Here is a 25,774-nt window from a genome sequence, read left to right on the forward strand (position 1 = left end):
ACTCAGAGCTTTTTTGATCTTTAGGAAATAGGAAGCATGGAATGCAAAAAGCGACACAAGATAATAATGTAATTCAGATTAACACCCCAGCAGGTAAAGATGCACTTTACTTAACTCGGCTGGTGGTGCAAGAGTCTATGTCTGATTTGTTTGTGATGTCAGTGAATATGTTCACTATTGGTACACAAATAGCGCATGAAGATCTGGTGGGAAAACCTGTTTCTATTAAAGTAAAGAATGCCGATAGCGCAGGTGAGCGTTATTTTCATGGCATAGTTAGCCAATTAGTATCTAATGGTAGCCGTACCGCTGATATTGATGAGCAAAAAAATTATATAGATTACCACGCTACAATTGTGCCTTTCGCAGCATCAATGCGAAACCGAAAAAACAGTCGGATCTTTCAAAAGAAAACTATAAAAGACATTTTTGCCGATTTGTTTGGTCAACACAGTGTCGCTTTTAAAGATAATACAACTAAAACGTATCCTAAGTACGAGTATTGTGTTCAATACCAAGAGTCAGATTTTGACTTTATTCAACGCTTGCTTCAGCAAGAAGGTATTTTTTATTTTTTCGAGCATAGTAACAGTGCACATACGTTAGTACTTGCTGATGATATAACAGCTTACGAAGAATGCGCTGAAGCAAAAGTAGAGTTTACCTCTGGTCACCTCAGTGAGTCACACATAAATAAATGGCAAGGTGGTTTAAGTATTGCGCCTGGCAGCTACAAGCGTATTGGCTATGATTTTAAACAACCACCCAGATACCCTGATGGCGATCACAAAAAAGCTGATTTACCAACCCAGTCAGTCGCTGAAATTTTTGAATATACCGCAGAAGCCGAAACCCATCCAAGAGCTGCAGGTTTGGCAGCCGTTCAACTTGAATCATTACAGCGTAATATGAAGTTAAGTAGCGGTAGAAGTGATTGCCGTTCATTCTCGGTAGGTAAATTATTTAGCTTTAAAAAACATGAAGACCCGCGCCTAGAATGTAAAACGTTTGCTATCACCTCGTTACTAACGTCTATAACGGTGCCAAATCAGTCAGGTACTCAGCAATCTGGCGCACAAGAGGTATTTACCAACCACTTTGAATGTGTGCCAAAAGATGTGCCATATCGTGCAGCTCACAGCATGCGCAAACCTGTTATTCATGGTGTGCAAACAGCCATAGTTACGGGCGACAGCGCAGATGAAATTATGGTTGATCAATACGGACGTGTGAAAGTGCAGTTCGATTGGGACCGAGAAGGTAAAAAAGACTCGCAAAGTTCATGTTGGATCAGGGTTGCGCAAAACTGGGCCGGTAAAAAATGGGGGGCATTTTTCTTTCCTCGTGTCGGGCAAGAGGTATTAGTCGACTTTATTAATGGGGATCCTGATCAGCCAATCATTAGCGGTGCAGTATACAACGCAGACTTAATGCCTCCTTATGCATTACCTGCAGATAAAACACAAAGCGGTATTAAAACACGCTCAACAAAAGAGGGCGGTGCCGATAATTTTAATGAACTGCGTTTTGAAGATAAAAAAGGCAGTGAGCTTGTATACATGCAAGCTGAAAAAGATAAGCAGCTGTATGTAAAAAATGATCAAAAAGAAAAAATTGATAATGATCGATTCCTTGAAGTGGGCAACAATGATGATGCCAAAGTAAAAGTGAATCGCACCGTCGATATCGGTGAAAATGACACATTGAAAGTGGGTAAATCACTCAATATCGAAGCAGGAAAAGAAATCGTTATTAAGACCGGATCGGCAAAAATTACTATGAGCAGTAGCGGGAATATTTCTATTGAAGGCACAAATATTAATATTAAAGGCAGTAACGTAAAGGTTGATGGGAGTGCAATTACCCTTTCTGCTGGCATGATCAAGTTGAACTAGCATGGAATTACTTAATACGTTTCAACCAGGTGTCGTGCATGGCGCAGCAAGTAATGGCTTTACCGTTTATTGCCGTTATGGGCTTCCTCATTTGGTGTGTCTTTGTGTAAATCGCCCAGATGATCCGTTTTTAAACTTGCCAATAGATTATTTTAAGGGCCTAGATGGTTATTTTGCTGAGCAATTTTTTATAAACCTTCACCCTGTACTCAATAGTAGCAATGTGTTGTCGCATATTTACCAATACGCAACACAAACAAGCTCAATAATAAACGATCTCTCGTATGCAGAAATAGCGCAAGAGTTGGCAAAACTCGTGAGCACAAATAAGTTACAAGTTATTCCTTTAAACGAATAGCTAATAACAAGGAAAGGAATATGGGAAAACCCGCTTCAACGTTAGGGCACATGCATGTTTGCCCAAAAGTAACAGGTACAGTACCTCATGTTGGAGGGCCAATTGTAGTGGGTTCGGCCAATGTGTTGATTGGTAATATGCCTGCCGCAAGAAAAGGCGACATGCTTGTATGTGTTGGCCCACCAGATAGCATTAATAGCGGTTCTGGCACAGTTAAAATAAATGGGAAACCTGCGGCTAGAATGGGAGACAGTACTTCTCATGGCGGTAAAATTGTTTTAGGTAACCCAACAGTTTTAATTGGTGGATAAGGTGTTATCACTCATTCTAAATGAGCATAAAGCAGCTCTTTTAAATTTAAATATGATGCAGCAAAGTGCTTTTTATAGCATTGGGTTTATTGCTCAAGTTCGTCAGCAGTTAATTTTAAAAGTACAAGCATCTCAGAGCGCTAGCAATGTACAGTTTGAAATGGTGCAGTGCATTATTGAAGAGCTCGAGACGTTAAAACAGCAAGAAACGTCATTAGATGACGTTGCAGAAGCATGCTTGGTTGCGCTGCAATTAATGTCGAGCTCTCAAAAGCAGAGGTTTTTGGGGTTATTAAACCGACATGAGTTTACACTTTTAAAACATAAGCTTTTGCAGAAAAGCTTAACAATAAGTGGGCCAGCCAATAGCGATCTTTTGAATTGGGCAAATGTGTACGGTAAATCAGAGACACAGGCGATTATTTATAAAGCGATAAAACGTGCTGTAAAACAGCTGCCAGATATGCCTGAAATGCAAGAAACAGTAAACGCATTTGAAAAGGCTGCGATGATTAATTCACCGTTAATGTCTGTGTACCTATTATTGTTAGACCCACAAAGGATGAATTTTGTTTGCAACTATGTGAGCCAGCAGTTTACTCGAGAGCAAGCTATTGCGGTGCTATTGCAAACTCGGGCAACAAAATATGTCCCTATGGCTGTTGCGCTGTTGACCGAAGTGAGGTCGGCCAAGAATCTTGTTGCTGGTATTAAACGCTGCTTAGGTAGTCAGCTCGATGAATTAGTTGCATTTGATACTCAAATTCAGGCTGACGATTGTAAGCAAGCCGCTGTTGATTTTCAGCGCCAATTTGCATTGAGTTGGCCAGAGCAAAAGATCAAATTTAATGATCAAACCCTGGTTTATGGCTTTGCGATGAATAGACCTGTTAGTGTTGCAAGCCTGCAAGGTGTTGATTTTTTTAGTTGGCAGGTGATTACAATTTTAAATGCGCTTAAATATGACTGTCGAAATAGTCAAGCGAGTTAGCATTGAGTGCATTTAAAATTTCAATACAGCAGTTTGATACACCTTATGAAGTAGCCCCAGAAGTATTAGTACTAGAGGGGAGCTCGGGTCATGAGCAAGTGCAAAACTGGCATTCATTTGATGCCTTTATTTATGACTGTATTGTAAAAGCAAAGTCAGTATTGAAAGAGTCAGACGTGCAGCAACCGTTAATTTGGTTATTACCGGCACTGCCTTTTCAAACTGATCATAAAACACTATTTATAAACAGCCTTCAGCAGCGTTATGACATTGCTGTCGAACAGATGATTTTTGAAGGCGCAAACGCTATGCACAGTGCGATCGCATTAGCTAAAGAGCAAAATTTTAGTGCTTTTGATGTGGTAGCAATTGATGGTGTGTTTAAAGCCTCAAAGCATAACGGCTTTGAATATTTGGGTATTGCGGCTTGTAAGGCATGTGTTGAATTTACTCAGGTAGGCTGGGCGCTGCAATCTACGAGCATGTGTTCTTCTGTAGATATAGCAAAGCATCAGCCTATACATGCAGAGCTTGAACGTATTTTATCGCTAAATGATCAAAAAATAGATTTAGTGTTTGCCCCAGGAAATGGCCTAGAAAGTGATGATTGGGTAAGTTATTTACCTGTTTTAAGTAAAAAAATTAATGAACAAACGATGTTCCAACTTCCTAATTATAAATTAGGCAAAATGGGAGCAATAGAAGGGGTTGTAAACCTCGCAAGCCTGACCAATAGCGCCCTTTATGCTGAGCGTTTTGGGCAGGCGTTAATAATTTCGCAAGAGTACAACAAGTACCAAGCCGTCGCGTCATACTTATGGATAAGTAAGGAAATGTGCAACTAATGGATAGTAAAGCAGTTGTGTTACAGGGAACACGTTATCCCATCTGCCTCGTGTTAGCTAAACAGCCAGCCCCCAGTGGTTTTATTGCTGTCGCAACGAATACGCCGGATAGTGCCTACAAATTTGTAGCTGAGGTTGGTGCGGTATTAAGTGGCGATGCTGCTAAACGATTAGATCTTATTCAATTGTTAAATGTTGCTGGTATTAATTGTCCAAGGCAAGCAACAGCGCGCGAAACTGCATCGGCTTTGATAAAAGCCTTAACCTCAGGTGCCATTACGTGCTACCAGCAGCAAGTAAAAAGCACCATTCAAGTCAGTGATAATACTCGCTCATCGCAAAGTAGCAGTTCAGCGTCTTCGGCTGTGCCAAGTAATGCCAAAAAAGCAACACAAGCTCCTGCTAGCAATAAGGGCAGTGCTAGTAACACAACCGCAAGTGAAACGCCTATAACAGAACAAGAATGCCGTTCAGACCCGGTTTCGATGCTAACAGGCGAAGAAATTCTTCCTTTAACTGACTTCTCATTAGCCGCAAATAGGCCTTTAACGTGGCGTCGGTTATATCGTTCGTCTCACTGTAATCAAAAAACAATACTGGGTAATGGCTGGCGTCACGATTATTTAGTGCAATTAACCGAGCATTACCTACCACCGCCGAAAGTGGGCCCAAAGAAAAAGGGCACCTACTGGCTCGAGTATCACGACGAACATGGTGCGACTCATAAGTTTGAAAAAGTGAAGCCGGGGCAATCGAGTTATCAGCTAAGTAGTAACTTGGTGCTTCATTATAAAGAAAATGGCAAGCAAGTATTAGTAACACCAGATGATAAACACCTGACGTTTATGCCGGGTGCATCAGCATGGTTGCTCGAAAAAATCATCAATGAAAAAGGTCAAAGCACCCGTTTTTATTATGATTCGATGGAGCGTTTACAACGTATTGAAGTAAACAAAGTACGCGGCTGTGTACTGAAATATAATAAGCACGGTTTGCTCAAAACGGTGCACGCTTATCGTACTAATGAACAAGGGAAATTAGTTCTTTTAGATCAGCCGTTAGCCAGTTATGAGTATGATGAACAGTCAAACTTAGTGGCGGCAACAAACCAGTTTGCTGAACAAGAGCGTTATGAGTATAACGCTGCAAATTTATTAATAAAGCGAACTAGAGCAAGCGGTTTTAGTCATCACTTTGAGTGGGACTCATATGGTTATGATGCCAAATGTATTAAACAGTGGGGTGATGACAACACCTATTGCTATCAGTTCGAGTATCATGGCAATAAAACAACCAGTATAGATTCACGCGGCAACCAAGAGCACTTTGTGCACAATGAGCAAGGTAAGCTGATTGAACACACTGATGCCAACGGTAATATCACACGCTATGATTACAATTCGCTAGGGCAAAAAGTAGCGCAAACAGACGCCTTAGGTCATCAAACGCTTTATACCTATACTGAATACGGCCAACTTGAATCAGTCACCCAAGCTGATGGTAACCGCACTCAATTTGGTTATAACCAACTTGGTCAACAAGTCGTTGTTATTTTGCCAAATGGCGAGAAGATTAAACGCCAATACAGTGCCTCAGGGTTATTACAAAGTGAAACCCAAGCAGATGGGCGAATAGCACTTTACAGTTACGACAAACAAGGTAATTTGACCCAACATATCACGCCAAACGGTCATGTATTAAAATACACATGGAATGAACAAGGTGAGCTACTTGCAAAGCAGCACAATGATGAGCTCATCCGTTATAGCTACGATAACCTCGGTCGTATAAATGCAACCATTAACCAAGCCGGTCTGCTTACTCAATATAAATATAATGAGCAAGGGCAGCTAGTTGAAACAACCGCGTTTGAGCAAAGTAACCCTGATAACAAACAACAACAGCTTTTTACTTATGATGATGCTGGTCGATTAGTTAGTTCGAAAAACGGTAATGGTGATACCACAGAGCAGCACTTTGAGGGTCTAAGCCAACCCCATTGCGTGATCCAGCCAGATGGCAGTGCACTGCATTTAACGTATGATAAAGAGCGAAATTTAACTGCAATCGAGCGTAGTGACGGCCATATTTATCGTATCAATTACGATGCAAACGAAAACCCAATACAAATCACGGGCTTTGATGGTACTGAGCAGCAATTTAAGTACGACGCATGTAATCGTTTAGAGGCTGTCACGCAAAGCGACAAACGCCATGTAAATATTAAGCGTGATAAGCTAGGCCGCGTTATTTCGCAGCACGCAAGTCTAGCCACCAATAAACACATAGTTAATAACGCTAACCATTACAGTTATACGCCAGAGGGTAAAATAGCGCGTGCTCATAATGAGCAATCAACGATTAAACAGTCGTTTGATAAAGGCGGACGACTACTCAATGTTGAGCAAATTCACAACCAGTCTCAAACCCATAAACTCGCATATAGCTACGATGACTATGGCAGACGACAGTTTCTTATCTTGCCAGACTCAACAATCCTTTATTACAACTACAATAGCTTTGGTCAGTTAAGTGCTATACAGGTAAAGCGAGCGGATGGTGAGTTAGCAAAACTCGTCGAGCTTGGCTACGACAGCCAAAATAATATCAAAACTCAGCGTTTCGGTAATCAGGTTATCCTTAATCAGGCGTTTGATGTTTTTGGGCGTTTAACGCAGCAGCAACTATCGCATCCAGAGCACACATTATTTGATAGCTGTGATTATCAATATGATGCGGTTAATCAACTTATTGCGCGTGAAGAACAAGGCATTAGCTGCCAAAATACACAGTTTGAATACAATAGCCTTGGCCAGTTAATTCAGCAAAATCTAGCTGATGCAAAGTCGGATACACAAGCGCCAGAAACCGCCAAACAATTTCAGTGGGACAGCTTTGGTAACCCGATTAGCCAAACTCAAGTGCAGCATGATGAAGCAGTCAATAAACAAGAAGCTAATGATGCTGTTACACATAGCCAAGTCGATGCCGACAGGTTAACGCATTTTGGCGATAGCGATTTTGAATACGATGACTGTGGTAACCAAGTACGCGAAACGGGCAAAGGCATAAAAACGCACCGTGAATACAATGCATTCAACCAATTAAGCAGCTTTAACAACAATGGCACGCTAACACATTACGACTATGACCCACTAGGTCGTCGTATTGCTAAGCTGACTGAGCATGGCAAGATTGATTATATTTGGGATAACGACCAACTAATAGGAGAATACCAGCACGGCGAGTATACCTGGTACATCAACCTACCCAATCAATTTCATCCGGTCGCACTGATTAAACAAGGTGAGCTGTATTACTACCACCTAGACCAACTAAACACCCCACGTTTTGTTACAAACAACAATGCAGAAGTTGTATGGCAAAACCATGCTGATGTGTACGGCTATGAAGAACCAGAAGCTAATACTGACTTTAATGAAGAAAACAGCTTCACTCAGCCAATACGTTTTCAAGGGCAATATTTTGATGAAGAAAGCGGCCTACACTACAACCGCTACCGCTATTACAGCCCCAAGCAACAACGCTTTATAAACCAAGACCCGATAGGCTTAGTAGGCGGCATAAACCATTACCAATATGCGCCGAATCCAGTGAATTGGGTGGATCCGTTTGGACTTAGTTGTAAAGAAAATACATGGAATACGTTTCAGAAAAATACTAAAGGGCATTTTGCAAATAGTTCAGAAGCTGCCACGTCGTATCAATTAATGAAATATGTTCGCACATTAGAAAACAAACTACGACCGGATGTTTCAGATTATTTACCTCAATCATATATTGACGCTCACGAAGCAAAATTTACTGAAGGAGCTGCATATTTTACTCCTAAGTGGGCGTTAGATGAATTCGGACGCAGTGTGGTTGGTCGCCCTGATGGGCAATTTGTTATGACTAAAACTCAGATGGATGATATTCTTGTTCGAAGCAATGGTGACATGACATTAATAGAAGCAGAGCTTGGTATTCCTGCAGGTGACTGGCAAAAAAATGAAATGGTTATCATAGAAATATTGGATCCCAACAAACATAACGTTCGCATTCCAACAGGTCGAGAAGATGGAGCTAATGAACTGTGGCTACCTGGAGGAAAATTACCAACAGGCCATGATGAAGCTGTCATAGATGCAGTCCCTGAAGGCTCATATAAAGAATTGAGTATTGTTGAAGCAGTTAACTCCACTAAAAATGCTAAGGAAAAAATATGAGTGTAGTATTTCAAAAACCTTATTCTTATAGTTTATATGTCTATGACAATGTTTGGTATGTAACATATCTGTCGGGAGGGCCGCTTGAGTCCGGGGTTTCTATTAGGCTGAATTCTGATGAGATTTCTTTAGTACATGATAATCAAACAGAACTTGAGAAGTTAATTAAGAAATTTAAAAAAGAGCCCTCTTTATATGCAGGACGTGAAATTTCACCGGTGGTAACTTCAAATGGTCCACCTGCAAAAAACAACTGAAGGAGTAAAAATACTAAAACTCCTTATTTTTGCAATTAATTGAATTAAAACTAGGTTCTTATAGAGAAAAAATGAACACTGTGTTTTGTAGCAGTAGCTAAAAATTTCAAGCCAGTTTGGTTGACATAAAGAATTACCATTAAAGAGTCAAAGGGTCATTCTTGACCAGGGCATCAATAACAACATTGATGGCTATTTTAAATTTATATTTTAGCATCGTACTTAAAAAATATGGACGTTTTAGGTTTATGATGAAACGGCTACTTATTAGTGTTTGTTTGATTTTTACTTTTCTTTGTACCGACGCTTTAAGTAATGATGACAAAACGTATGTCAGCCTTGATGTTATTGAGATGAATGTTGAAAGGGTCAATGACAATTTGTTTCGTTGGCTTAAGTTTCATCCTGATAGCGAGTTCCCTTGTTTAAGACTAGAGATTTTAGAAGCGGGTAGTAATGCGCTTATCAAACGAAAGCATATTTGTAACGTGTATGATGAAGCGTTAAAAGTGACACATGATTTTAAAAAGTTAACATTTTTAGATGTTTACAATCTGAATGTTAATTCACAAACTCTGACATTTGATTTAGAACTCTCTTTGTTGAGTCAGAATGTAGTTAATATGAATTGTTCAATTAAGATTGAAAATACAGATTTTTCTCCACTTGAGTGTCACCGTTTAGAGGTGGGGGAATAGCCAGCGGCTGGATTGATGCTAGCTGTAATAAACATAACTAAGTCACCCGAAAGGAGTGATGGAACTAATTTATTGTTTGATAACAAAGAGCTCACTGAAGAGCTTTAATTAATGGATAGGGAAATACTATGAGTGAAATAAACACGGATGTTAACTATAAAACAATGGCAGGAAATGCCCGTTTGGTGATAATTGCAGAGTCTAGTCACAATCCACTATCGTATAAATATGAGGCAATTAAGGCACTCAAACAACTAAAAACTGCAGGCTTTACTCACTTTGCAATGGAAATGCTGCCTTTATACATTAAAGATAAAATCGAGTTCTATCAGCGTACTGGAAAGGGGTTTGATGCCATAAAGAAACATTTCCAGGAAGACTGGAACTGGAATAATGCTGCGAGTACTGGCTACAGTGAATTAGTGAGAGCGGCCAACTCATTAGGGATGAAAATTGTTCCATTAGATATGTCAGCTGAAATGATGGATGAAATAGATGGACGCTGTAACTGGGAACAAGCTGATAACAGTACCTGTATGGATTCTCATATCCAAAGAAATCAAATGTGGGCGAATATTTTTAATGCCGAATTAAAACGAAATCAAAATACTCGGATTGTTGCATTTATGCATCGATATCATGCATTTAATGCAGGTAATAAACATATTGGTATCGATTCAATAATGCTAAGGTTAAATGTTAGTAGCATTAGTCTTATAGAGTATATTGGTGGAGTAGCCTGTTATAATAATGGTGTTTGTGAAGGCCAGTCTAATGCTGATGAATCTCTAAGAAAAGTTTACTTTTCAAGAAAGGGGTCTTTCATACCCTCTCCTTTTCCTTCTTATACCGTACATCTTCCCGAAAAAATGCTGCTTGAGAAATAGTATGTTCAGAATTCTTTTTTTACTGTGTATATTTTCGCCTCTCCTTTATGCTGCTGGCCCAAGGTGGGATAACTCAATAGATATTAATGATCCTAACTTAACGGGAAAAGTAGCCGCAGAGCAGTGCCATAAAAGTTTGATTAATGCTCCCGAAAAACTAGAGCTTTGGTGTGAGAAAGCGATTGAGCTGGGACACTGGGATTCCTTAGTAACATTAAGTATGCATACAGGAAATGGCTCTCGTTTGATTGCTGAAGCCAAAAAAAGAATGGGAGAAAAAGAACCCCGAGCATACTCGATACTTGCATGGTTATACAGGACAGGTACGTTTGTGGAACAAGATATAAATTATGCCATGTCAGTTTATAAAGAGCTTATCAAGTTAGATATCGATCGGCCGAACTCTTTAATAACTGCTGCACACTTGGAGTTGGCATATTTATATAAGGCCCAACAGAAGTGGGCTGCAATGAATGAACATGCCCAGTATGTTTATGAAAACACGAAGATTACCTATCACAAAGAACGCGCCGCAGAGTTACTTGCACTTGCTGCACAAAGCGCCATAACAAATTAAATAACAGGGAGCTATAAAACAGTATGGAACAACAACATCAACAAACACTCACTCAACTAGTCAACGATGTTTATAACAAACCGGACTTAATCGAAGAACATCAGGTTCTTATTCAACCCTTATTAAAAGACTTGCTAGCTAGTGCGCCAGCGGGGTTTGAGGGGATGGCAACGATGATCCACAGCCATTTTGTCAATGGACTTAAATCTACCAATCCAAATATTCAAAAGTTTGAACTTGAGTCAGGGCTTTTAAAGCTTAAGCCTTATTTTCAACGAATTAATCAGTAAGCTACAAAATCTTAGTTTAGGTAAACAAAGTACAAGGATGGTTTATGTCATTAATGAATGCGTGCATTTTAATGCTGCTGTTACAGCCATTGTTTGTTTACTTTGCGTTGTTTGCAAAAGAAGTTGATCTTAATGAAGACTCGCAAGATCCGACTGTCATGCTATTTAACTTTGGTCTTTTGGGTATCACGCCAAGTGTTGCTTATTTTTACATGGAGCAGTTTTGGTTCGCAGTTGGGATGTTAACTGGCGTCACACTATTAGGTTTAACACTTGCTAAAACTTTAGAATCAAAGGGCAAAAGGCCATTGGATCTCATCCTAACTTTGCGTTTTTTGACGTCGTGGCTGCTTATTTTTGGCGTTATATATTGGTTAATTTCATTATTTACAGGCTCACCAGAAGTTCAGCCAACAATTGCTGATGCTGATCAGCAAGTTGAGCCGTTTTATCAGCTATTTTGGCCTTCATTTTACTATTTAGGTTTAATGGTTTTTATATTTTTACTTAAGGTACTCGAGTTTCGCTTTCAATTAAAGCCAGCATTATCTGGTACTTTTTTGATACTTGCGGCAGTGTTAATCGGTATATCACCACTCGTTGATGGCAGTTTTATTATTGGCTTGTTTATAAATATCGCCATATTTTTTATTTTTTGCTCTATGTATATGGAAATTAATAAAATAAATGACCCCTCTGGCGGAGCGATTGCTTTTTTCTATGCATATATATTATCAATGGGAGTTGGGGTGGCCATTATCGTAAAAATTATACGTGTAATATTTTTTACTTCTGAAGTTTGATTTTTAACCTTGCAAGGGAGGTTGTTTTTTAGTTATTATTTGTACCTGTTTTGTTGTTTTTATTCTGCGTAAATGAATAATGTATAAATCAGCATAATAAGGTTTTTGTTGCCATAAATTGCATTGCAAGGAGGCTTGGTGTGTTCTCATCAAGGGCTAGGCTGTTAGCTATATTAATTGCTACATTATTTGTTTTATTCACTACGACACAGGTATTTGCGAATATGTTTGGTTTTTTTAATAAAAGTGATTTTATTTTGTCTGCCCCTGTTAAAGGGCAGCTATTTGATGATGGGAAGCCTGTTGCAAATACCAAAGTGATGCGTTCACTTACTTACGGTGACGAATATATCGACGAAACAGTAACTGATGAACAGGGCTATTTTACGTTTTCAGAAAAAACAATTAAAACCAGTAAACCAGCTAACATGTTCGATAATGATTCATTGGTACAGCACATTTATTTAGAAAATGGCACGCCAGAGGGAATAGTATTGTGGTATACACTTGTGTCACTGCATGAAAATAGTCAAACCCTCAAACGATTACTTGCTGATTTAGAATGCGATATTTCTAAAGAGCCAGAAACATACGATATTCCTATCGAAGAAGATACAAGCCATACTTTTGCGATTTATACATCATGTAAACTTTAACCTAAAACATCTCATACAAAGGGAACTTATATGAATACCTTGACGCCTACTCAAGCTGTGCAACTCGCTGAGCTTGCTTATAAAGCAAAAAGTATTAAAACAACTAATTTACTTAATCACTCATTGCACGCTTCTTTGCGAAATAGCTTTAATTTCTCAATTAATCCAAGTGCTGTACAAGGTGTGTCGGGTGGTTTTTTCTCTCATTTATTTGGTTTAAGTACAGGTTTTGGTTTAGTTGCACACGGAAAAAATGAGTTTCAAGGTGATTCTGTTATCACCATTCGTGGAACAGCCTCTTTAAGAGATGGTTTAACAGATGCAAACTTCGGTTTAAGTGGTGGTTCAAACGGTAGTATGGTTCATGCGGGGTTTAATAAAACGTTTTACACCATGAAGCCGGGACTGCAAGAGTTTGTTACAGCAAATATACGTGACAAAGTAACAGGGTGCGTACATTTAGTTGGCCATAGCTTAGGTGGCGCACTTGCAACGTTAGCGGCAGATTGGATCAAAGCTGAATATTCGTTACCTGTAAAGCTGTATACATTTGGCTCTCCTCGTGTTGGTCTAGATAACTTTTCAAGAGCCGCAACAGGCAGAATCGATAAGATTTATCGTTGTACTCATGGTGCCGATCCTGTCACTAAAGTGCCGTTATGGCCATTTTCTCATGCTCCTTATCAGGGCCAAGAAATTCGTTTAGACAGCGGACAAGGCTTAAAAGGTGCTGCCCACAAACTCAGTGGGACACCTGGCTACATCAATACCGCAAATAGTAATGATTGGGGCAATCTGACGATCCGTGCAAATCATTATTTGAATACACCTGTGCGCTTAAACTTTGAAGATCGTAATCAAGCATCATTCAATTCACATTGGGCAGATAAATTAGGTGCGGCGCTTGTTACTTTGTTAAAAGACGCTGGTTATTACAGTGCTGTTGCTGCACAAGCAGCAATTGGAACAGGCCTGACATTTTACGATATGCTTGCTCGAACTTTAGATAAAATTGCGAAAGCATCAGCCTCATTTGCTGCACAAACACTGGGTCTTATTGGTCATATGTTGGTGTTTGCTGGCAAAGTTGTTAGCAAAGCCGTAGAACTAACATACAGTGTTATTAAGTGGGCTTTTGACTCGACTCTTGGTGCTCTTTATCGCGCCGCAAAAGATGGCCTAAATGGCTTAGATTAATAACAAATAGGGCATGCTGGTTAGCATGCCCATTTCTTATTATTTTTCGTTTTCTTTTAATGAGCTTATTTGTATTCCATTCTTACTCAGCTCGCTTTGTAGCTTTAATGCACTGCTTTTTAAGTTTGGTAACGTCTTGTTATTTATGATATCAACTGCTTCATTTAACTGCTTTGAAGCATGTTTAGCCGACATTTTTCTACTGATTGCTGCATCAATAATAAATTGACTTTTGCTGTAAAAACGACGAATTTCAGTTAAAAACTCACTGGGTGTTTCTAAGGTTGTGGGTGAATACTGCATGGTCTGCCAAATATACTTTTCGATGGTTGGCTTGTTATATTCAAGTTCAGACTTAGGTGGGCTTTTTGCTAGTAAGTTAGCAAATTTTTTGAGATGTTCAGCATTATCTTTAACTTCATCATATAGAGAAGTTCTAAGATAATAATTATCTTCCATTTTACTGAATGAGTCGAATTTTAAAGCTTGCTCTAAACCACTTTGGGCTGCAAGATAAACCCCAAAAATAGTTGAAAAAACGAGGAATAATTGGTTTAGCCAAAAACCAGTACTTTTTAGTTCTTTATTATCAACGGTTTTAAATGCGGTAGTGATCTTTGGGGTATTTCCTTTATCCATTATTAAATTCCTTTTACTATTTTGATTTAGTATCTCACAACTATTTGATTTGTGTATTTAATCTCTTTCTAATAGCACAGCGCCACTGTGATCTTCACCTAAATAATCGTCTTTATTGTAGATTGGGCATTTAGCCATTGATAAACAGCCGCAGCCAATGCAACCGTTAACGCGCTCGCGCAATCGCTGCATGTATTGAATGCGTTCATCTAATTGCGTTTGCCAGACTTTAGAAAGGGCAGCCCAATCTTGTTTAGTGGGTGTGCGTTGCTCGGGTAGGGTGCTTAACGTTTGTTTAATGTCTTCAAGAGTTATGCCCATGGTTTGCGCAGCTTTTATAACGGCAATTCGGCGCAATACATCGGGTTTATAGCGGCGCTGGTTACCATTATTACGCCAGCTGCGAATAAGCCCTTTTGACTCATAAAAATGCAAGGTCGAAACTTTTACGCCACTGCGTTTTGCCACAAAGCCAACCGCTAGGTTTGCATCAATAAGTTTTTTATCTGACATAATTTGCTCCAAGGTGTTGACCTAAAGTTAGCTTGAGGTTTTACGCTGCACACATCATAAAAAAGGAGTGATAGTCATGCAACAAAAAACAACAACAAATACGGTAATTATTTATTCAAGTGCACGAAAAACGGGTAACACAAGCTTACAAGTTAATGATTATAAAGCCCAATATGGCGGTGATCTGGTATGTCTAGATGACTATGTTATCTCGCCTTATTGCTACGATAAGCAATATAAAAATGATGATTTTTATGCGGTATTTGAAGCGCTGTTGAATTATCAACACTGGGTACTGGCATCGCCAGTGTATTGGTATAACACCACACCGCAGTTTAAAGCATTTTTAGACCGGATCACTGATTACATGGATGATGAAACTCTCAGGCCAAAACTGAGAACACTGCGTGAAAAGCAGTTTTCATTGCTCTCAAATGCAGGAGCTGCTCAGGCACCTAACGCGTTTATCGAGATGTTTAAAAACACCTTTAATTACTTAGGCATGACCTTTAAAGCGCACCAACATATTGATGCTAGTTAAACGGGTTTAAACAAGGTAGGCTAGAGTAAAAAACAACAGGAACTTTTATGAAATCAACACTGTTAGGTTTATCTTTAGCCTTATTATCTTCGTTTAGTTATGCAGAGCAAGCTGAGCCTGCTATCAAAGGTTTTGGTTTTTATTATGATGTGCCAAACCATGCACCAATCTCTGATCAAACGGTTTTCAAAGTGGCATTTGATGTAGCTGATGCGGCAGAAAAAGGGGCGCAGAATAACAAAATGAACTCATTAGCACGGTTTATTAATATGCATATAGCCCATGGTGTGAAGCCTGAGAACATTCAACTTGCTTTAGTTGTGCATGGTGGCGCAAGTGTTGATGTACTGGAAAACAGTTTTTATAAACAGCGCTTTGCCAGTGACAATAAAAATCAGCAATTGATCACTCAATTGTTAGCGCATAATACCGTTGTTTATGTGTGTGGACAGTCTGCAACGCACATGAAGGTAAAACAGCAACAGCTTATTCCTGGTGTGCAAATGGCGTTATCGGCAATGACCGCGCATGCTCAGTTGCAGCAGCAAGGTTACACACTGAATCCATTCTAATGAATATCTTATGTTTTGGTGATTCAAACACCTATGGTATTTCGCCCGTCGATGGTAAACGCTTTGCAGCCGATGAGCGCTGGCCTAGTTTACTGGGTATTAAATTAGGTGCCGGCTACCAAGTGATTGAAGCTGGCCAGCCCAATCGTACACTGGTGAACGACCCACCTTTTAGTGGTGATAAACTGGGCATTAAATACCTAGAGCCTTACCTAGCGGCTTATCATTTAGATGTGATTGTTATTCAGCTCGGCACGAATGATTTAAAGCGCCGTTTTGCGCTGTCGGTTGTTGATATTGCCAACGCACTAGAAGCACTTATTTTAGATATAAAAAACTATTATCGGCACCGTGAATTACCCAAAATAATAATTTTGAGCCCGCCAGCGGTGTATGAGGTTGGCGCGTATAAATCTATTTATGCAGGAGCAGAGCTAAAAGCAAAACGGTTAGTGGAAGAGTTTAAAAATGTTGCTGACAGCAACAACTGCTGTTTCGTTAACTGCTTTGAATTAATAACACCATGTTCTTCAGAAGGCGTTCATTGGCCAAGCTCACAGCATAAGACACTTGTAGATCACTTGAGAAGTTGTCTCTAAAGTAATACTTTGCTGTGTTCTTTAAATGATTTACCAATTTTTATCTTATCACCAGTATCTAGCTCTACATGTTCGTTCGTAACAGCTATGACTTTGCTGTTATTCACTATGTATGATTTATGGATTTGAGTGAATGAGCCTAATAGCTGCTCTAAGATCTGTTTTAGGGTTGTTGTTGCGAGGATCGTTTGGTCTTCTTGGTGCACTTTTACATAATTTCCATACGCTTCAATGTATTCAATTGTATCTAAGCTAAGCTTGCGTTTTTCGCGATCTACTTTTAGGGTGATTGTTTTACTTTTCGGCGTTTGGGAAATACGTTCACGGACTTTATTTATTGCTTGCTGTAAACGTTGTGCAGATACAGGTTTGAGTAAATAATCAGTAACATTTAGCTCGTAACCTGCGAGTGCATATTCTTCATAAGCACTCACAATGATAATTTGAGGCGGGTTAGCGAGTGATTGAATGAGTTCTAACCCTGACAACTCTGGCATGTTTATATCTAAAAAAACGACATCAATAGTTGATTTTGCTAATTGGTACAAAGCATCTTTTGCGCTGAAATGCTGAGAAACTACTTTGATATCTGAATACGACTCTAAATGATGAAGAATTACTTGATGAGCAAGTGGTTCATCATCAACAATAATTGCTTTAATCATTTGATAGTTCCAAAGAGAGGGTGGTTTGCCAAAGTCCATTGTGATTATGCACCAATAAAGTATGTTTTTCTGGATATAGAAGCTCTAAACGGCGCCTTAAATTGTTTAGCCCCATGCCTGAATTATCATTATTGTTTTTGCGAGGAATGCTATTTTCGCAATATAACGTTAAAGCGTTGCCATTTAAGGATAGTTTTATCGTTACTTCAGCGTTTTCTTGTGCGTGTTCAACACCGTACTTTATGGCGTTTTCGATTAAAATAATAAGAAGCAGTGGCGCTATATAAAGAGGGTGACTAGTTTCAGGCCATGCTAGGTTAAATCTACAGTTATTTGCATGCCTTATCTTGTGAAGTTCAAGAAAGTTTTTAATGTAATTTAGCTCTTTTTCGAGTAGAACAAATGGTTTTTGCCCTTCATAGACGGTGTATCTCAGTAAGTCAGCCAGCTGTAATACCAATTCAGGTGTCTTTTCTGATTTTGTTAATGCAAGTGCATATAAGTTATTTAAAGTATTAAATAAAAAGTGCGGATTAATTTGCTGCTGCAGTAGCTTTAGTTCTGTTTTTATTTGCTGTTTGGCAATTTCTTCTAATTTATGGTGGTGCTGCTGGCGTTCAAACGCCAAGATAATGGGTGTAGAGATACTTAAAAATAAAAACATAAACTGATAATTGTACTTATTGATAATGTCTAGGTTGCCTCCCGGAGTTAGATTGGCAACATTTGAAGGTAAGTCATTAACAGGCAATGTAAGCACAATAGCGGCAAGTAATGGTGTTAAAACAACCATGCTAATTAAGCATGCAGATACAAAAATGAGCACTCCATGCTTGGCTAAGAATTGACGTATTAAAATGTAACGATTAAATAAAAAAGTGCCGTGTACAATAATTGCGTAGACCAAAAGCTGAGAAAAATACCAAATAAATTGATTATAGTTTGTAAGTAGCTTTTGAGTATCAAATATCAATGCAAAGGGTTGATTTAGCAAAGGTTCGTTATGGCTGTTGAGTATGCCAGCCATGACAAAGGCCCAGCCAAAACATATAACAAAAACAACTTTATTTAATGTAAACAAAGAGCTCATCCAACTGGTTAATTTGGATTTTTGGTTCTTCTTAAAGCGTTGGGATGAAAGCCAAAGTAAACTTGCTAGACTGCACAGTAACCAACATTGCTCTTGTAAGTAGTGCCATTTATCATAAAGTGGCAAGCTGTTGCTTAACAGATAAATGAGTATTGGGTAACCAATAAACCCAGATAACCACCATATTGAAGCCTGCTTTGAAGAATGCTGTGATGCCATCCAGTGAGCGATTAAGAAAGGGATACACTCAAATATTAGCTGTAAATTTACTGTTAGATAAGTACTGGGTGAATCAATTCTCAGCGAAAGATAGCGAACATGACTTTCAAGTAGTATCGCAGCGATTAATGGTAGTAGAGCAACCATGTTTTTTGTGTTTTTAGGTGATGATAGATAGCTAATAGCTGCCAGCAAAATCTACTCCGTTCAGTTTTTATTTTTGCAACGTACACTGTTGTTTTTTCGAACATTTATATATTACCCTAATTTCTAAATAATGTGGAAACTGAGGGAGTAATACATTGTTTAAGCGTTATAATGGATTTAGCTTAACGTTTTTATTTCTTTATTCATCCACATTTTGATGAAAGTTCTTTTTTTGATGACGAAATAAGAATTTTTGCTTTCATCATCAAACTTGACTCATTGATCATTACTTCGTAGCAGCGAGCTTTGCCATTCCTTAATCTAGATTTGTGCTAATTAAGGAGCCAATAAATGCTAACACTTGAGCATATTTCGAAAACATACCCTGATGGAACTCAAGCACTTAACGATATAACCATTGAGTTACCCAGCGGCATGGTAGGGTTGCTGGGGCCAAATGGCGCTGGCAAGTCTAGTTTGATGAGAACTCTTGCATGCCTGCAAACTATTAATTCTGGCCGTATACAGTTTAGTGGCTTAGATATATTAAAAGACCCTGACAAGTTACGTAAGCAACTTGGTTATCTACCACAACAATTTGGTGTTTACCCACATATGGGATGTAGAGCATTACTTGAACACATCGCCATATTAAAAGGGCTTGAATCTAAAAAGACAAAGCAACAGATTGATGACCTGCTTACTGCATTAAACTTAACTCAGCATGCAAATAAAAGAGTCAGTCACTTTTCTGGGGGAATGAAACAACGCTTTGGTATTGCTCAAGCATTGTTGGGTGATCCTAAATTAATCATTTTAGATGAGCCTACTGCTGGGCTTGACCCGGCAGAGCGAGAGAGTCTCAATAACTTATTAGTTTCAATGAGTAAGAATCGACTGATTTTGCTTTCAACACACATTGTGGAAGACATAGAAAACCAATGTCACTTTGTGGCGATGATTAAAGGTGGTCAACTGATCCAAAGTGGCCATATCGATACCTTAGTAAACCAACTCAAAGGTAAAGTATGGGTATTAAAAGCTTTGCCACGCGCACTGCCCAAAGACGCTTTAGTACTGAGCCAAAGTTATCGATATGGTGAGCCCGTCTTTCGAGTTTATGCCGCAGAGCGCCCAACTACAGGGGCTGTTTTGGCTGCAGAATCATTACAAGATAAGTACTTCTTTGAACTAAAATCTCGAAGAGGTGAATTATGCTAATAATCAATGAGTTAAAGTATCTTTTTCGTCAACCATTAGTTTGGGTATGCTTGCTTATTGCGCCAAGTTTTGCATTTTCACTTTCTTCAGGGCTTGCAACAAGTAATGTTGACCCATTACAGCACTATCAATTGCATTTAGTGTCATTACACATGATGCAATTGGCTTTATTGGTTGGAGCATTATCGCCAGCAATTTTCTTACGTGACCACCTCTTTCATATGGACGAAATTATTGCTGTTGCATCAGTAAGTTCAAAACAAAAAAACTATATTCGAATAGGTGGTTTTGTAAGTCTATTAATGATGGTTTCATTAAGCAGTACGTTGGTTATGAGTTACGTACATTTTCAAAATAATGGATTTAGTTGGCAAATACTTGGTTATACAGTTTTTTATAGTGGTTTTGTTCTACTCATAAACTGTTTTTTACTTATTGCTTTGGCATTTTGGCTTTGTCAAAGGTTTCGAAGCTCAATGATTAGCTACGCCGCTTTTGCAAGTGTTTGGATTGCTTACTTGTTCGCTGCGAGTATAACGGGTAATCCAATTTTGGCAGGAAGTAGCGTACTAAACGAAACGTTTTATCAGCTATTTATTTGGTTAGACCCATTTGCTTATACAACGGTAATAGCAAGTTTTAGCGAGTCGCAAAATACGCCTTTTTATACTAATCGCTTTATTTGTTTTACTCTAGCAATTGTTATTTTTACTCATGCTGTTGGCTCGCACCCCCAAGTATATGCAAGGACAAAGCAACCCAAACAACAATGTATTGAGTCTGACCTTAGGCCTTACACTCAATTTCAAACGGTAAAGCCTACATTTCGTCAAAGCTCGATTCTATTCGAGCTATATAAAGCTGCAATTTTAAATATATTAAAACAACCTATAACTCTTATTCTGTTACTTTTATGGCTAGGGTTAGTGTTCAATAGTGTTGCATCTTCTTCTCAGTATGCAGAACCAATGAGTGTTATTAAAGCAACTAGCATTGATGCTGTTAATCAATATGCCTTTGATATGTATATATTGCTCGGTTGTTTACTGATGGCTCTATGGAGTTGGCAACTTAGTTGTCATGCTAGGCACTATAAAATAGCAGAGATAATTGCGGCAGCGCCTATTAAGACTGCTTCGATTTTGCATAGCCAATTATTGGCAATAGTGAGTTTGGTGTTTGTTTTTTCGTTAATAGGTTTTGTTGGTGCATCGTTAGCTGAACTTTTTATTGGCAGTGACCTTGACGCTTATCACGCTATTTATACCTTAGCTTTAATGGGACTGCCGCTAGCTATTATTGCTTCGATATTTGTATGTATTTTTAATTTATTGCGCTCAGAGCTTGTTGCTTCTTTAGTGGTGTTTGCCATTTTGTTACTTAAATTTACCCCAGTAATGACTTATTTGGGGCTAACACACACGTTTTGGAGTGTAGCTTGGACACCATTGCAGCCGGCTAATGAATTTTGGGGATATCGAGCAAGTTTAAGTAGTTACTGGCCTTATGTCCGCGCGTGGCTAGTATTATTACTTAGTGTTGTGCTTGTTAGTCAGGCTTTTAATCACCGCGGGACAGGAATGGGCAGTAGGGCACTTAAAAATAAAGATGCTTGGCTGTTAATATCTGCAGTTTTGGCTATCAATTTATTTTGGCAGCTACATACTAATTTAATTTCAGAAAAGCCATTAAGTAACTCTTATAAACGAGAAATATTTAAAGCAAATTATGAAAAAATGTTTGCTGATTGGAAACATAAAGCTCAGCCAAAAGTGAGTCATATCGATGCAGAAATAGATTTCTATCCTTATAAGCAGTCAGCCCAATTTAACTTAACCTACTCATTTACTAACCCTCACAAAAAACCAATAAAACAGGTATTGATAGGTCGTGCAGGCTTCTATCAATGGGCAGATATTAAAATAGAAGGAGCTGAGCAAGTCGCATTTTATCCATCAATGAACCAAGCTATTTACGAGTTTAAATCCGCACTTCAGCCATTCGAAACAAGGCAACTTAAAACGCAATTTGTAGTAAAGCAAGCCAAGTTATGGCCTACACAAGGGCATCAAATCATAACGCCTGAATTTAGTTATATTCGTTCAGTTCCGCTATTACCGACGCTTGGGTATCAAAGAAACTATGAATTAGATGACGAGCAGTTAAGGTTAGATTATGGGCTTCCACTCTATGTTAAAACACCGCCTTCAAAGCTTTTTAATGCAACATACCAAGTACCATATAACTATGAACGTATCACCATGAAAAGCAAAGTTACCACCGCCGTAGGTTATCAGGTCGTTTCACAGGGGAAGAAAATAGCGCATATTGTTGAAGGGCAAAGAGCCGTTTTTAAATTTCAGACGACAGTGCCAATTAACAACTTACCTGCTTGGTTGTCATTTCCATTTGCAGCAACTGAGTTAATTTATGAGGGTGTGAAGTTACAGGTTTTTACTAAATCAAGTGCAACAGAAGCTAATAAAGATGCCGTAAAAGTTAACTTACAAGCTATGAGTGACACGCTTTTTTGGTTTAATAATAATCTTAATGCGTACAAAGGTTCAAAGCTCAGTTTGATCGACGCAACAGGATTTGGTGGGACAGGGTATGCATTACCTGAAATCATGTTGATTGATAATAAGGTCGGTTTTAGAGCTAAACCAAGTGAAGGCGCAGGTTTTGATCAACGCTACCGCCGTGCAGTACATGAAACGGCTCATCAATGGTTTGGTCATGATATTGGCAATAGTGTTCCTGAAGATAGCGCTTTTTTGATTGAATCATTAGCTAAATATATAGAGCTTGTGGTGATTGAAAAACGATACGGAAAAAAGGCTGTCGATGCATTAGTCAAATATGAAACTCTGCGATATCAACAAGCTTCTCGGCTAGATATTTCGACAAAGCAAGCGTTGGTAGACTCATCAAAAAGTTACGATCAGTATTCCAAAGCTACTCTTGTATTTGCAAAACTTAGAAATGAAATTGGCGATGCTGTGATTGTGGCTGCTTTAAAATCAGTATGGCAAAAATATGCATTTCCTAATCGACCAGCAACGTCAATGGATTTTATTAGAGCTTTGCAAGAACAACTTAATGAACAAGAGAAAGACTTAATTAATAAGCTTTTTTTGGAAGTATAAATACAAAAAAGCCACAGGTTGTAAAACACTGTGGCTTGGGTATTGATTGACTTACAACCAAGGGATTTTAGGAGAGTTTAAAACTCATAACTTACGCTTAAACGCGTGGTGCGAGGCATAATATAACGGCCATTTGGTGCATCAGCATTACGAGGATCACCTTCGGTAATGCCTTGTTCATCAGTTAAGTTATCAATAGCTAACTGTATTTTAATACCTTCCATAGGCTCAACAATTAAACCTAGGTCAACTTTTTCATAGCCTTCTAATGTAACAGTATTTTCGTTGTCGCCCCAACGATCATCAACTGCTGAAATTGTGCCGTATAGAGTTGCATACATGCCGCTGACTTCAAAGTCATAGCTCGGTGTAACACGTACTTGCCATTTTGGCTGACGTTGGCTTTCGTTGCCTTCGTTGGTCGGGCTTTCTGTGATCTCAGTTTCTTGCAGTGTTGAGTTTAAGTTAACTGAGAAACCAGATTCGTGGTTATAGTTATAATCAAGCTCAATACCGTATGCTTCATTTGTTAAAATTTCAGCAGGGGCGCCTGGACGACGAACAAAAGTGTCACCTTTTACTTCATTCGTGAATAAAGTGGCATAAAAATCAGTGCTATCGGTCAAAAGCTTGTAACCGAATTCAGCCTGTGTCACTTCTTTGATTAACTTTTCGCCGCCTTGGTAAGCGCCGTAGTTATCACGAAAATCATCGAAATAAGGCATTTTATAACCACGGTTAACACGTGCAAATACACCCATATCATCATTAATTGAGTAGTTAATACCTGTTGTCCATGATGTTTTGCTTTCATCGTACTGGATAGATTTAGTAATAACACCATCTAGGCCTTCATCTACCGTGTATTCTACTTCGTGATTTTCAAAACGAATACCTGCATCAAGTGTGAATGCATCATTGATTTTATACTGAGCTGTTGAGTAAAACGCATTGGTGCGTGCATCACCTGTCGAGTTAATATCGTAGTTCCATGCACAACCTTCAGTACTTGCATTACACTCAATGTCATTTAACATCTCACCGCCTGCTTCAAGTACATGATAAGCAGCGTTTCCTAAGCTCCACCAGTCGTTTGCAGATGTGCTTGCTGTGTAATAACCGAATGCGGCAGACAGGTCACCAAAGTCTTTAGAAAAGGCAAGATCATTAGTGAATGAACTAATTTCTTTTAATACAACCCAACGGCCAAGTTGTTGTACTGGTGTACCTGCATCATAAACAGTGCCTGTTGCTGCACCTGCTGCGGTTTCACCATTAGTTGCTACTTCACCCAATGTTGTTGCAGAGCCTGCTGGAACAAGGCCGTAGGTATTTGCATCACCTTTAGTAAAGTTAAAGCGATCTACAAACTGCCAGCCATTATCAAATTCAAGCTTGATGCTACCGCCAGACACATGACCTTTCCAACCGCGCCCTTCACCTAAGTCAATTTGATGTTCATCATTGTTAGGGCCAGTATATATAGTTGCTTGACGATTTAGAGTGCCAAGTTGTGTGTAGCCAGCATCAATACCTTCAACATTTAAAGGCGTAGGTAAGTACCACGCACCGTGATCATCGGTATGACGGCTGTATAAGTTGATGGTGCCATTGTCTAGCACCTTTGTAAGGTTAATCGTAAATTGATTGCCTTTTTCTGAGGTAAAACCTGCGTCACGAATACCAGGTGAACTCTTAACGTAACCACCTACCATGTAGTAAAAATCTTCAGAAATTTCACCACTTACCATCGCATCAATACGTTGTAGGTCATAATCAGATGTTGTGTACTTAAAAATAGCTTCGGTATCTTCGCTACCGCGCTTTAAGCGGAAGTTTGTTGTTAAACCGGGCTGACCGTTTGAAACAACTGGGTTAGGGCCACCGCGAAGTGCTTCCATTGTCTCAATTGTTTCATCAAGACGGAAAATAGAAGAGTTTTCTAAAAATGAGAGCGTCGGAGCAGGGTAGATAGGAGAGCCATCAATGCTAATTGTTAAAAATGGTGCATCACCACCACCCGGAAAGCCACGTACAAATACGTTCGCGCCTGATTCACCACCAGAGCTTTCTACCCAAACACCAGGTACAGCTTTAAACAAGTCCGCGGTGCTTTTAGGTGAAAGTTTAACAATTTGGTCAGCATCAATATTCGTCACGGCATAACCGGCGTCAATTTTGCGAACACCTACACCACCTGGTGTACCAGATACAATAATGCGTTCTACTTTTTCTTCTGCTGCCTGTTGTGTCTGCTCTTCAGCAAAAGCAGTTTGGCCTGACATTGCTAAAAGAATTGCGGATGCAATTGCAGTTCGTGTGTGTTTTGTTGCCATAGTTTTTTCCCACTAATCTGTTGTTAAGTACACTGCATAACAAGATTTTAAAAAATTGTTAATGCTTTGCCTATTTAAACCATAGAAGTTTA

General features: G+C 39.1%; 24 protein-coding genes. 19 read left to right on the forward strand and 5 right to left on the reverse strand.

Translation table 11 applies throughout. From position 1 onward, the window contains the following. Positions 1-41: 41 nt before the first annotated feature. From CWC02_RS14155 to CWC02_RS14220, 14 genes are all read left to right on the forward strand, one after another. Positions 42-1,895 (forward strand): type VI secretion system Vgr family protein, encoded by a 1,854-nt coding sequence (locus tag CWC02_RS14155; protein ID WP_138618896.1) that lies wholly within the window; start codon positions 42-44, stop codon positions 1,893-1,895. Between the two features lies 1 nt (position 1,896). Further along, positions 1,897-2,253 (forward strand): hypothetical protein, encoded by a 357-nt coding sequence (locus CWC02_RS14160; RefSeq protein ID WP_138618898.1) that lies wholly within the window; start codon positions 1,897-1,899, stop codon positions 2,251-2,253. A 20-nt stretch (positions 2,254-2,273) separates the two neighbouring features. Then, positions 2,274-2,564, forward strand: coding sequence for a PAAR domain-containing protein (locus tag CWC02_RS14165; protein ID WP_135926857.1), 291 nt, complete (start codon positions 2,274-2,276; stop codon positions 2,562-2,564). A gap of 1 nt (position 2,565) precedes the next feature. Further along, positions 2,566-3,555, forward strand: a complete 990-nt coding sequence (locus tag CWC02_RS14170) for a hypothetical protein (RefSeq protein WP_138618900.1) — start codon at positions 2,566-2,568, stop codon at positions 3,553-3,555. A gap of 2 nt (positions 3,556-3,557) precedes the next feature. Continuing rightward, on the forward strand, positions 3,558-4,400 hold the full coding sequence (locus tag CWC02_RS14175) for a hypothetical protein (protein WP_138618902.1): 843 nt from the start codon (positions 3,558-3,560) through the stop codon (positions 4,398-4,400). Further along, positions 4,400-8,629: an RHS repeat-associated core domain-containing protein gene (locus CWC02_RS14180; protein ID WP_138618904.1), complete on the forward strand. Its 4,230-nt coding sequence runs from the start codon at positions 4,400-4,402 to the stop codon at positions 8,627-8,629. The genes CWC02_RS14175 and CWC02_RS14180 overlap by 1 nt, the downstream gene beginning before the upstream one ends. Beyond that, entirely contained in the window at positions 8,626-8,886 is a 261-nt protein-coding gene (locus CWC02_RS14185; RefSeq protein ID WP_138618906.1) for a hypothetical protein, read from the forward strand. The genes CWC02_RS14180 and CWC02_RS14185 overlap by 4 nt, the downstream gene beginning before the upstream one ends. A gap of 161 nt (positions 8,887-9,047) precedes the next feature. Beyond that, entirely contained in the window at positions 9,048-9,584 is a 537-nt protein-coding gene (locus tag CWC02_RS14190; protein ID WP_138618908.1) for a hypothetical protein, read from the forward strand. A gap of 128 nt (positions 9,585-9,712) precedes the next feature. Further along, positions 9,713-10,471 (forward strand): TraB/GumN family protein, encoded by a 759-nt coding sequence (locus CWC02_RS14195; protein WP_138618910.1) that lies wholly within the window; start codon positions 9,713-9,715, stop codon positions 10,469-10,471. A gap of 1 nt (position 10,472) precedes the next feature. After that, complete coding sequence (locus CWC02_RS14200) at positions 10,473-11,048, forward strand: hypothetical protein (protein ID WP_138618912.1); 576 nt, start codon at positions 10,473-10,475, stop codon at positions 11,046-11,048. A gap of 23 nt (positions 11,049-11,071) precedes the next feature. Continuing rightward, positions 11,072-11,338, forward strand: a complete 267-nt coding sequence (locus CWC02_RS14205) for a hypothetical protein (protein WP_138618914.1) — start codon at positions 11,072-11,074, stop codon at positions 11,336-11,338. 89 nt (positions 11,339-11,427) lie between these two features. Next, a complete protein-coding gene (locus CWC02_RS14210; RefSeq protein ID WP_138618916.1) occupies positions 11,428-12,141 on the forward strand; it encodes a hypothetical protein in 714 nt (237 codons plus the stop codon). 140 nt (positions 12,142-12,281) lie between these two features. Beyond that, entirely contained in the window at positions 12,282-12,797 is a 516-nt protein-coding gene (locus tag CWC02_RS14215; RefSeq protein WP_138618918.1) for a DUF6795 domain-containing protein, read from the forward strand. Between the two features lie 30 nt (positions 12,798-12,827). Next, positions 12,828-13,994 carry a lipase family protein gene (locus CWC02_RS14220; protein ID WP_138618920.1) on the forward strand — a complete coding sequence of 389 codons (1,167 nt, stop codon included), beginning with the start codon at positions 12,828-12,830 and terminating at the stop codon, positions 13,992-13,994. A gap of 39 nt (positions 13,995-14,033) precedes the next feature. Here the strand turns inward: CWC02_RS14220 and CWC02_RS14225 are convergent, their stop codons facing one another. Then, positions 14,034-14,633 carry a hypothetical protein gene (locus CWC02_RS14225; RefSeq protein ID WP_228290567.1) on the reverse strand — a complete coding sequence of 200 codons (600 nt, stop codon included), beginning with the start codon at positions 14,631-14,633 and terminating at the stop codon, positions 14,034-14,036. Between the two features lie 57 nt (positions 14,634-14,690). Continuing rightward, the gene (gene soxR / locus CWC02_RS14230; RefSeq protein ID WP_166338572.1) at positions 14,691-15,146 is read right to left on the reverse strand and encodes a redox-sensitive transcriptional activator SoxR; all 456 of its coding nucleotides are present in this window, start codon (positions 15,144-15,146) and stop codon (positions 14,691-14,693) included. Positions 15,147-15,222: 76 nt separating this feature from the next. Between soxR and CWC02_RS14235 the strand changes: the two genes are divergently transcribed. Genes CWC02_RS14235 through CWC02_RS14245 form a run of 3 tightly spaced genes read left to right on the forward strand, consistent with a single transcriptional unit; the run spans position 15,223 to position 16,858 of the window. Next, complete coding sequence (locus CWC02_RS14235) at positions 15,223-15,687, forward strand: flavodoxin family protein (RefSeq protein ID WP_138618922.1); 465 nt, start codon at positions 15,223-15,225, stop codon at positions 15,685-15,687. A gap of 47 nt (positions 15,688-15,734) precedes the next feature. Continuing rightward, positions 15,735-16,259, forward strand: a complete 525-nt coding sequence (locus tag CWC02_RS14240) for a DsrE family protein (protein WP_138618924.1) — start codon at positions 15,735-15,737, stop codon at positions 16,257-16,259. Then, on the forward strand, positions 16,259-16,858 hold the full coding sequence (locus CWC02_RS14245) for an SGNH/GDSL hydrolase family protein (protein ID WP_138599233.1): 600 nt from the start codon (positions 16,259-16,261) through the stop codon (positions 16,856-16,858). Before CWC02_RS14240 ends, CWC02_RS14245 begins: the two co-directional genes overlap by 1 nt. Here CWC02_RS14245 and CWC02_RS14250 read toward each other — a convergent pair. Together CWC02_RS14250 and CWC02_RS14255 are read right to left on the reverse strand one after the other, a co-directional pair. Beyond that, positions 16,855-17,523 (reverse strand): LytR/AlgR family response regulator transcription factor, encoded by a 669-nt coding sequence (locus tag CWC02_RS14250; RefSeq protein WP_138618926.1) that lies wholly within the window; start codon positions 17,521-17,523, stop codon positions 16,855-16,857. The genes CWC02_RS14245 and CWC02_RS14250 overlap by 4 nt on opposite strands. Further along, positions 17,516-18,550 carry a sensor histidine kinase gene (locus CWC02_RS14255; RefSeq protein WP_249364112.1) on the reverse strand — a complete coding sequence of 345 codons (1,035 nt, stop codon included), beginning with the start codon at positions 18,548-18,550 and terminating at the stop codon, positions 17,516-17,518. Before CWC02_RS14255 ends, CWC02_RS14250 begins: the two co-directional genes overlap by 8 nt. Before the next feature lie 780 nt (positions 18,551-19,330). On the opposite strand from CWC02_RS14255, the gene CWC02_RS14260 reads away from it, so the two are divergent. Both CWC02_RS14260 and CWC02_RS14265 read left to right on the forward strand, forming a co-directional pair. Beyond that, positions 19,331-20,200 carry an ABC transporter ATP-binding protein gene (locus CWC02_RS14260; RefSeq protein ID WP_138618928.1) on the forward strand — a complete coding sequence of 290 codons (870 nt, stop codon included), beginning with the start codon at positions 19,331-19,333 and terminating at the stop codon, positions 20,198-20,200. Beyond that, complete coding sequence (locus CWC02_RS14265) at positions 20,194-23,346, forward strand: M1 family aminopeptidase (protein ID WP_138618930.1); 3,153 nt, start codon at positions 20,194-20,196, stop codon at positions 23,344-23,346. The genes CWC02_RS14260 and CWC02_RS14265 overlap by 7 nt, the downstream gene beginning before the upstream one ends. Before the next feature lie 77 nt (positions 23,347-23,423). Here CWC02_RS14265 and CWC02_RS14270 read toward each other — a convergent pair whose 3' ends face one another. Beyond that, a complete protein-coding gene (locus CWC02_RS14270; protein ID WP_138618932.1) occupies positions 23,424-25,682 on the reverse strand; it encodes a TonB-dependent receptor in 2,259 nt (752 codons plus the stop codon). Positions 25,683-25,774: the final 92 nt, after the last annotated feature.

Origin of the sequence: Pseudoalteromonas sp. S2721, from assembly GCF_005887425.1 — a bacterium.
Taxonomy (GTDB): domain Bacteria; phylum Pseudomonadota; class Gammaproteobacteria; order Enterobacterales; family Alteromonadaceae; genus Pseudoalteromonas; species Pseudoalteromonas simplex.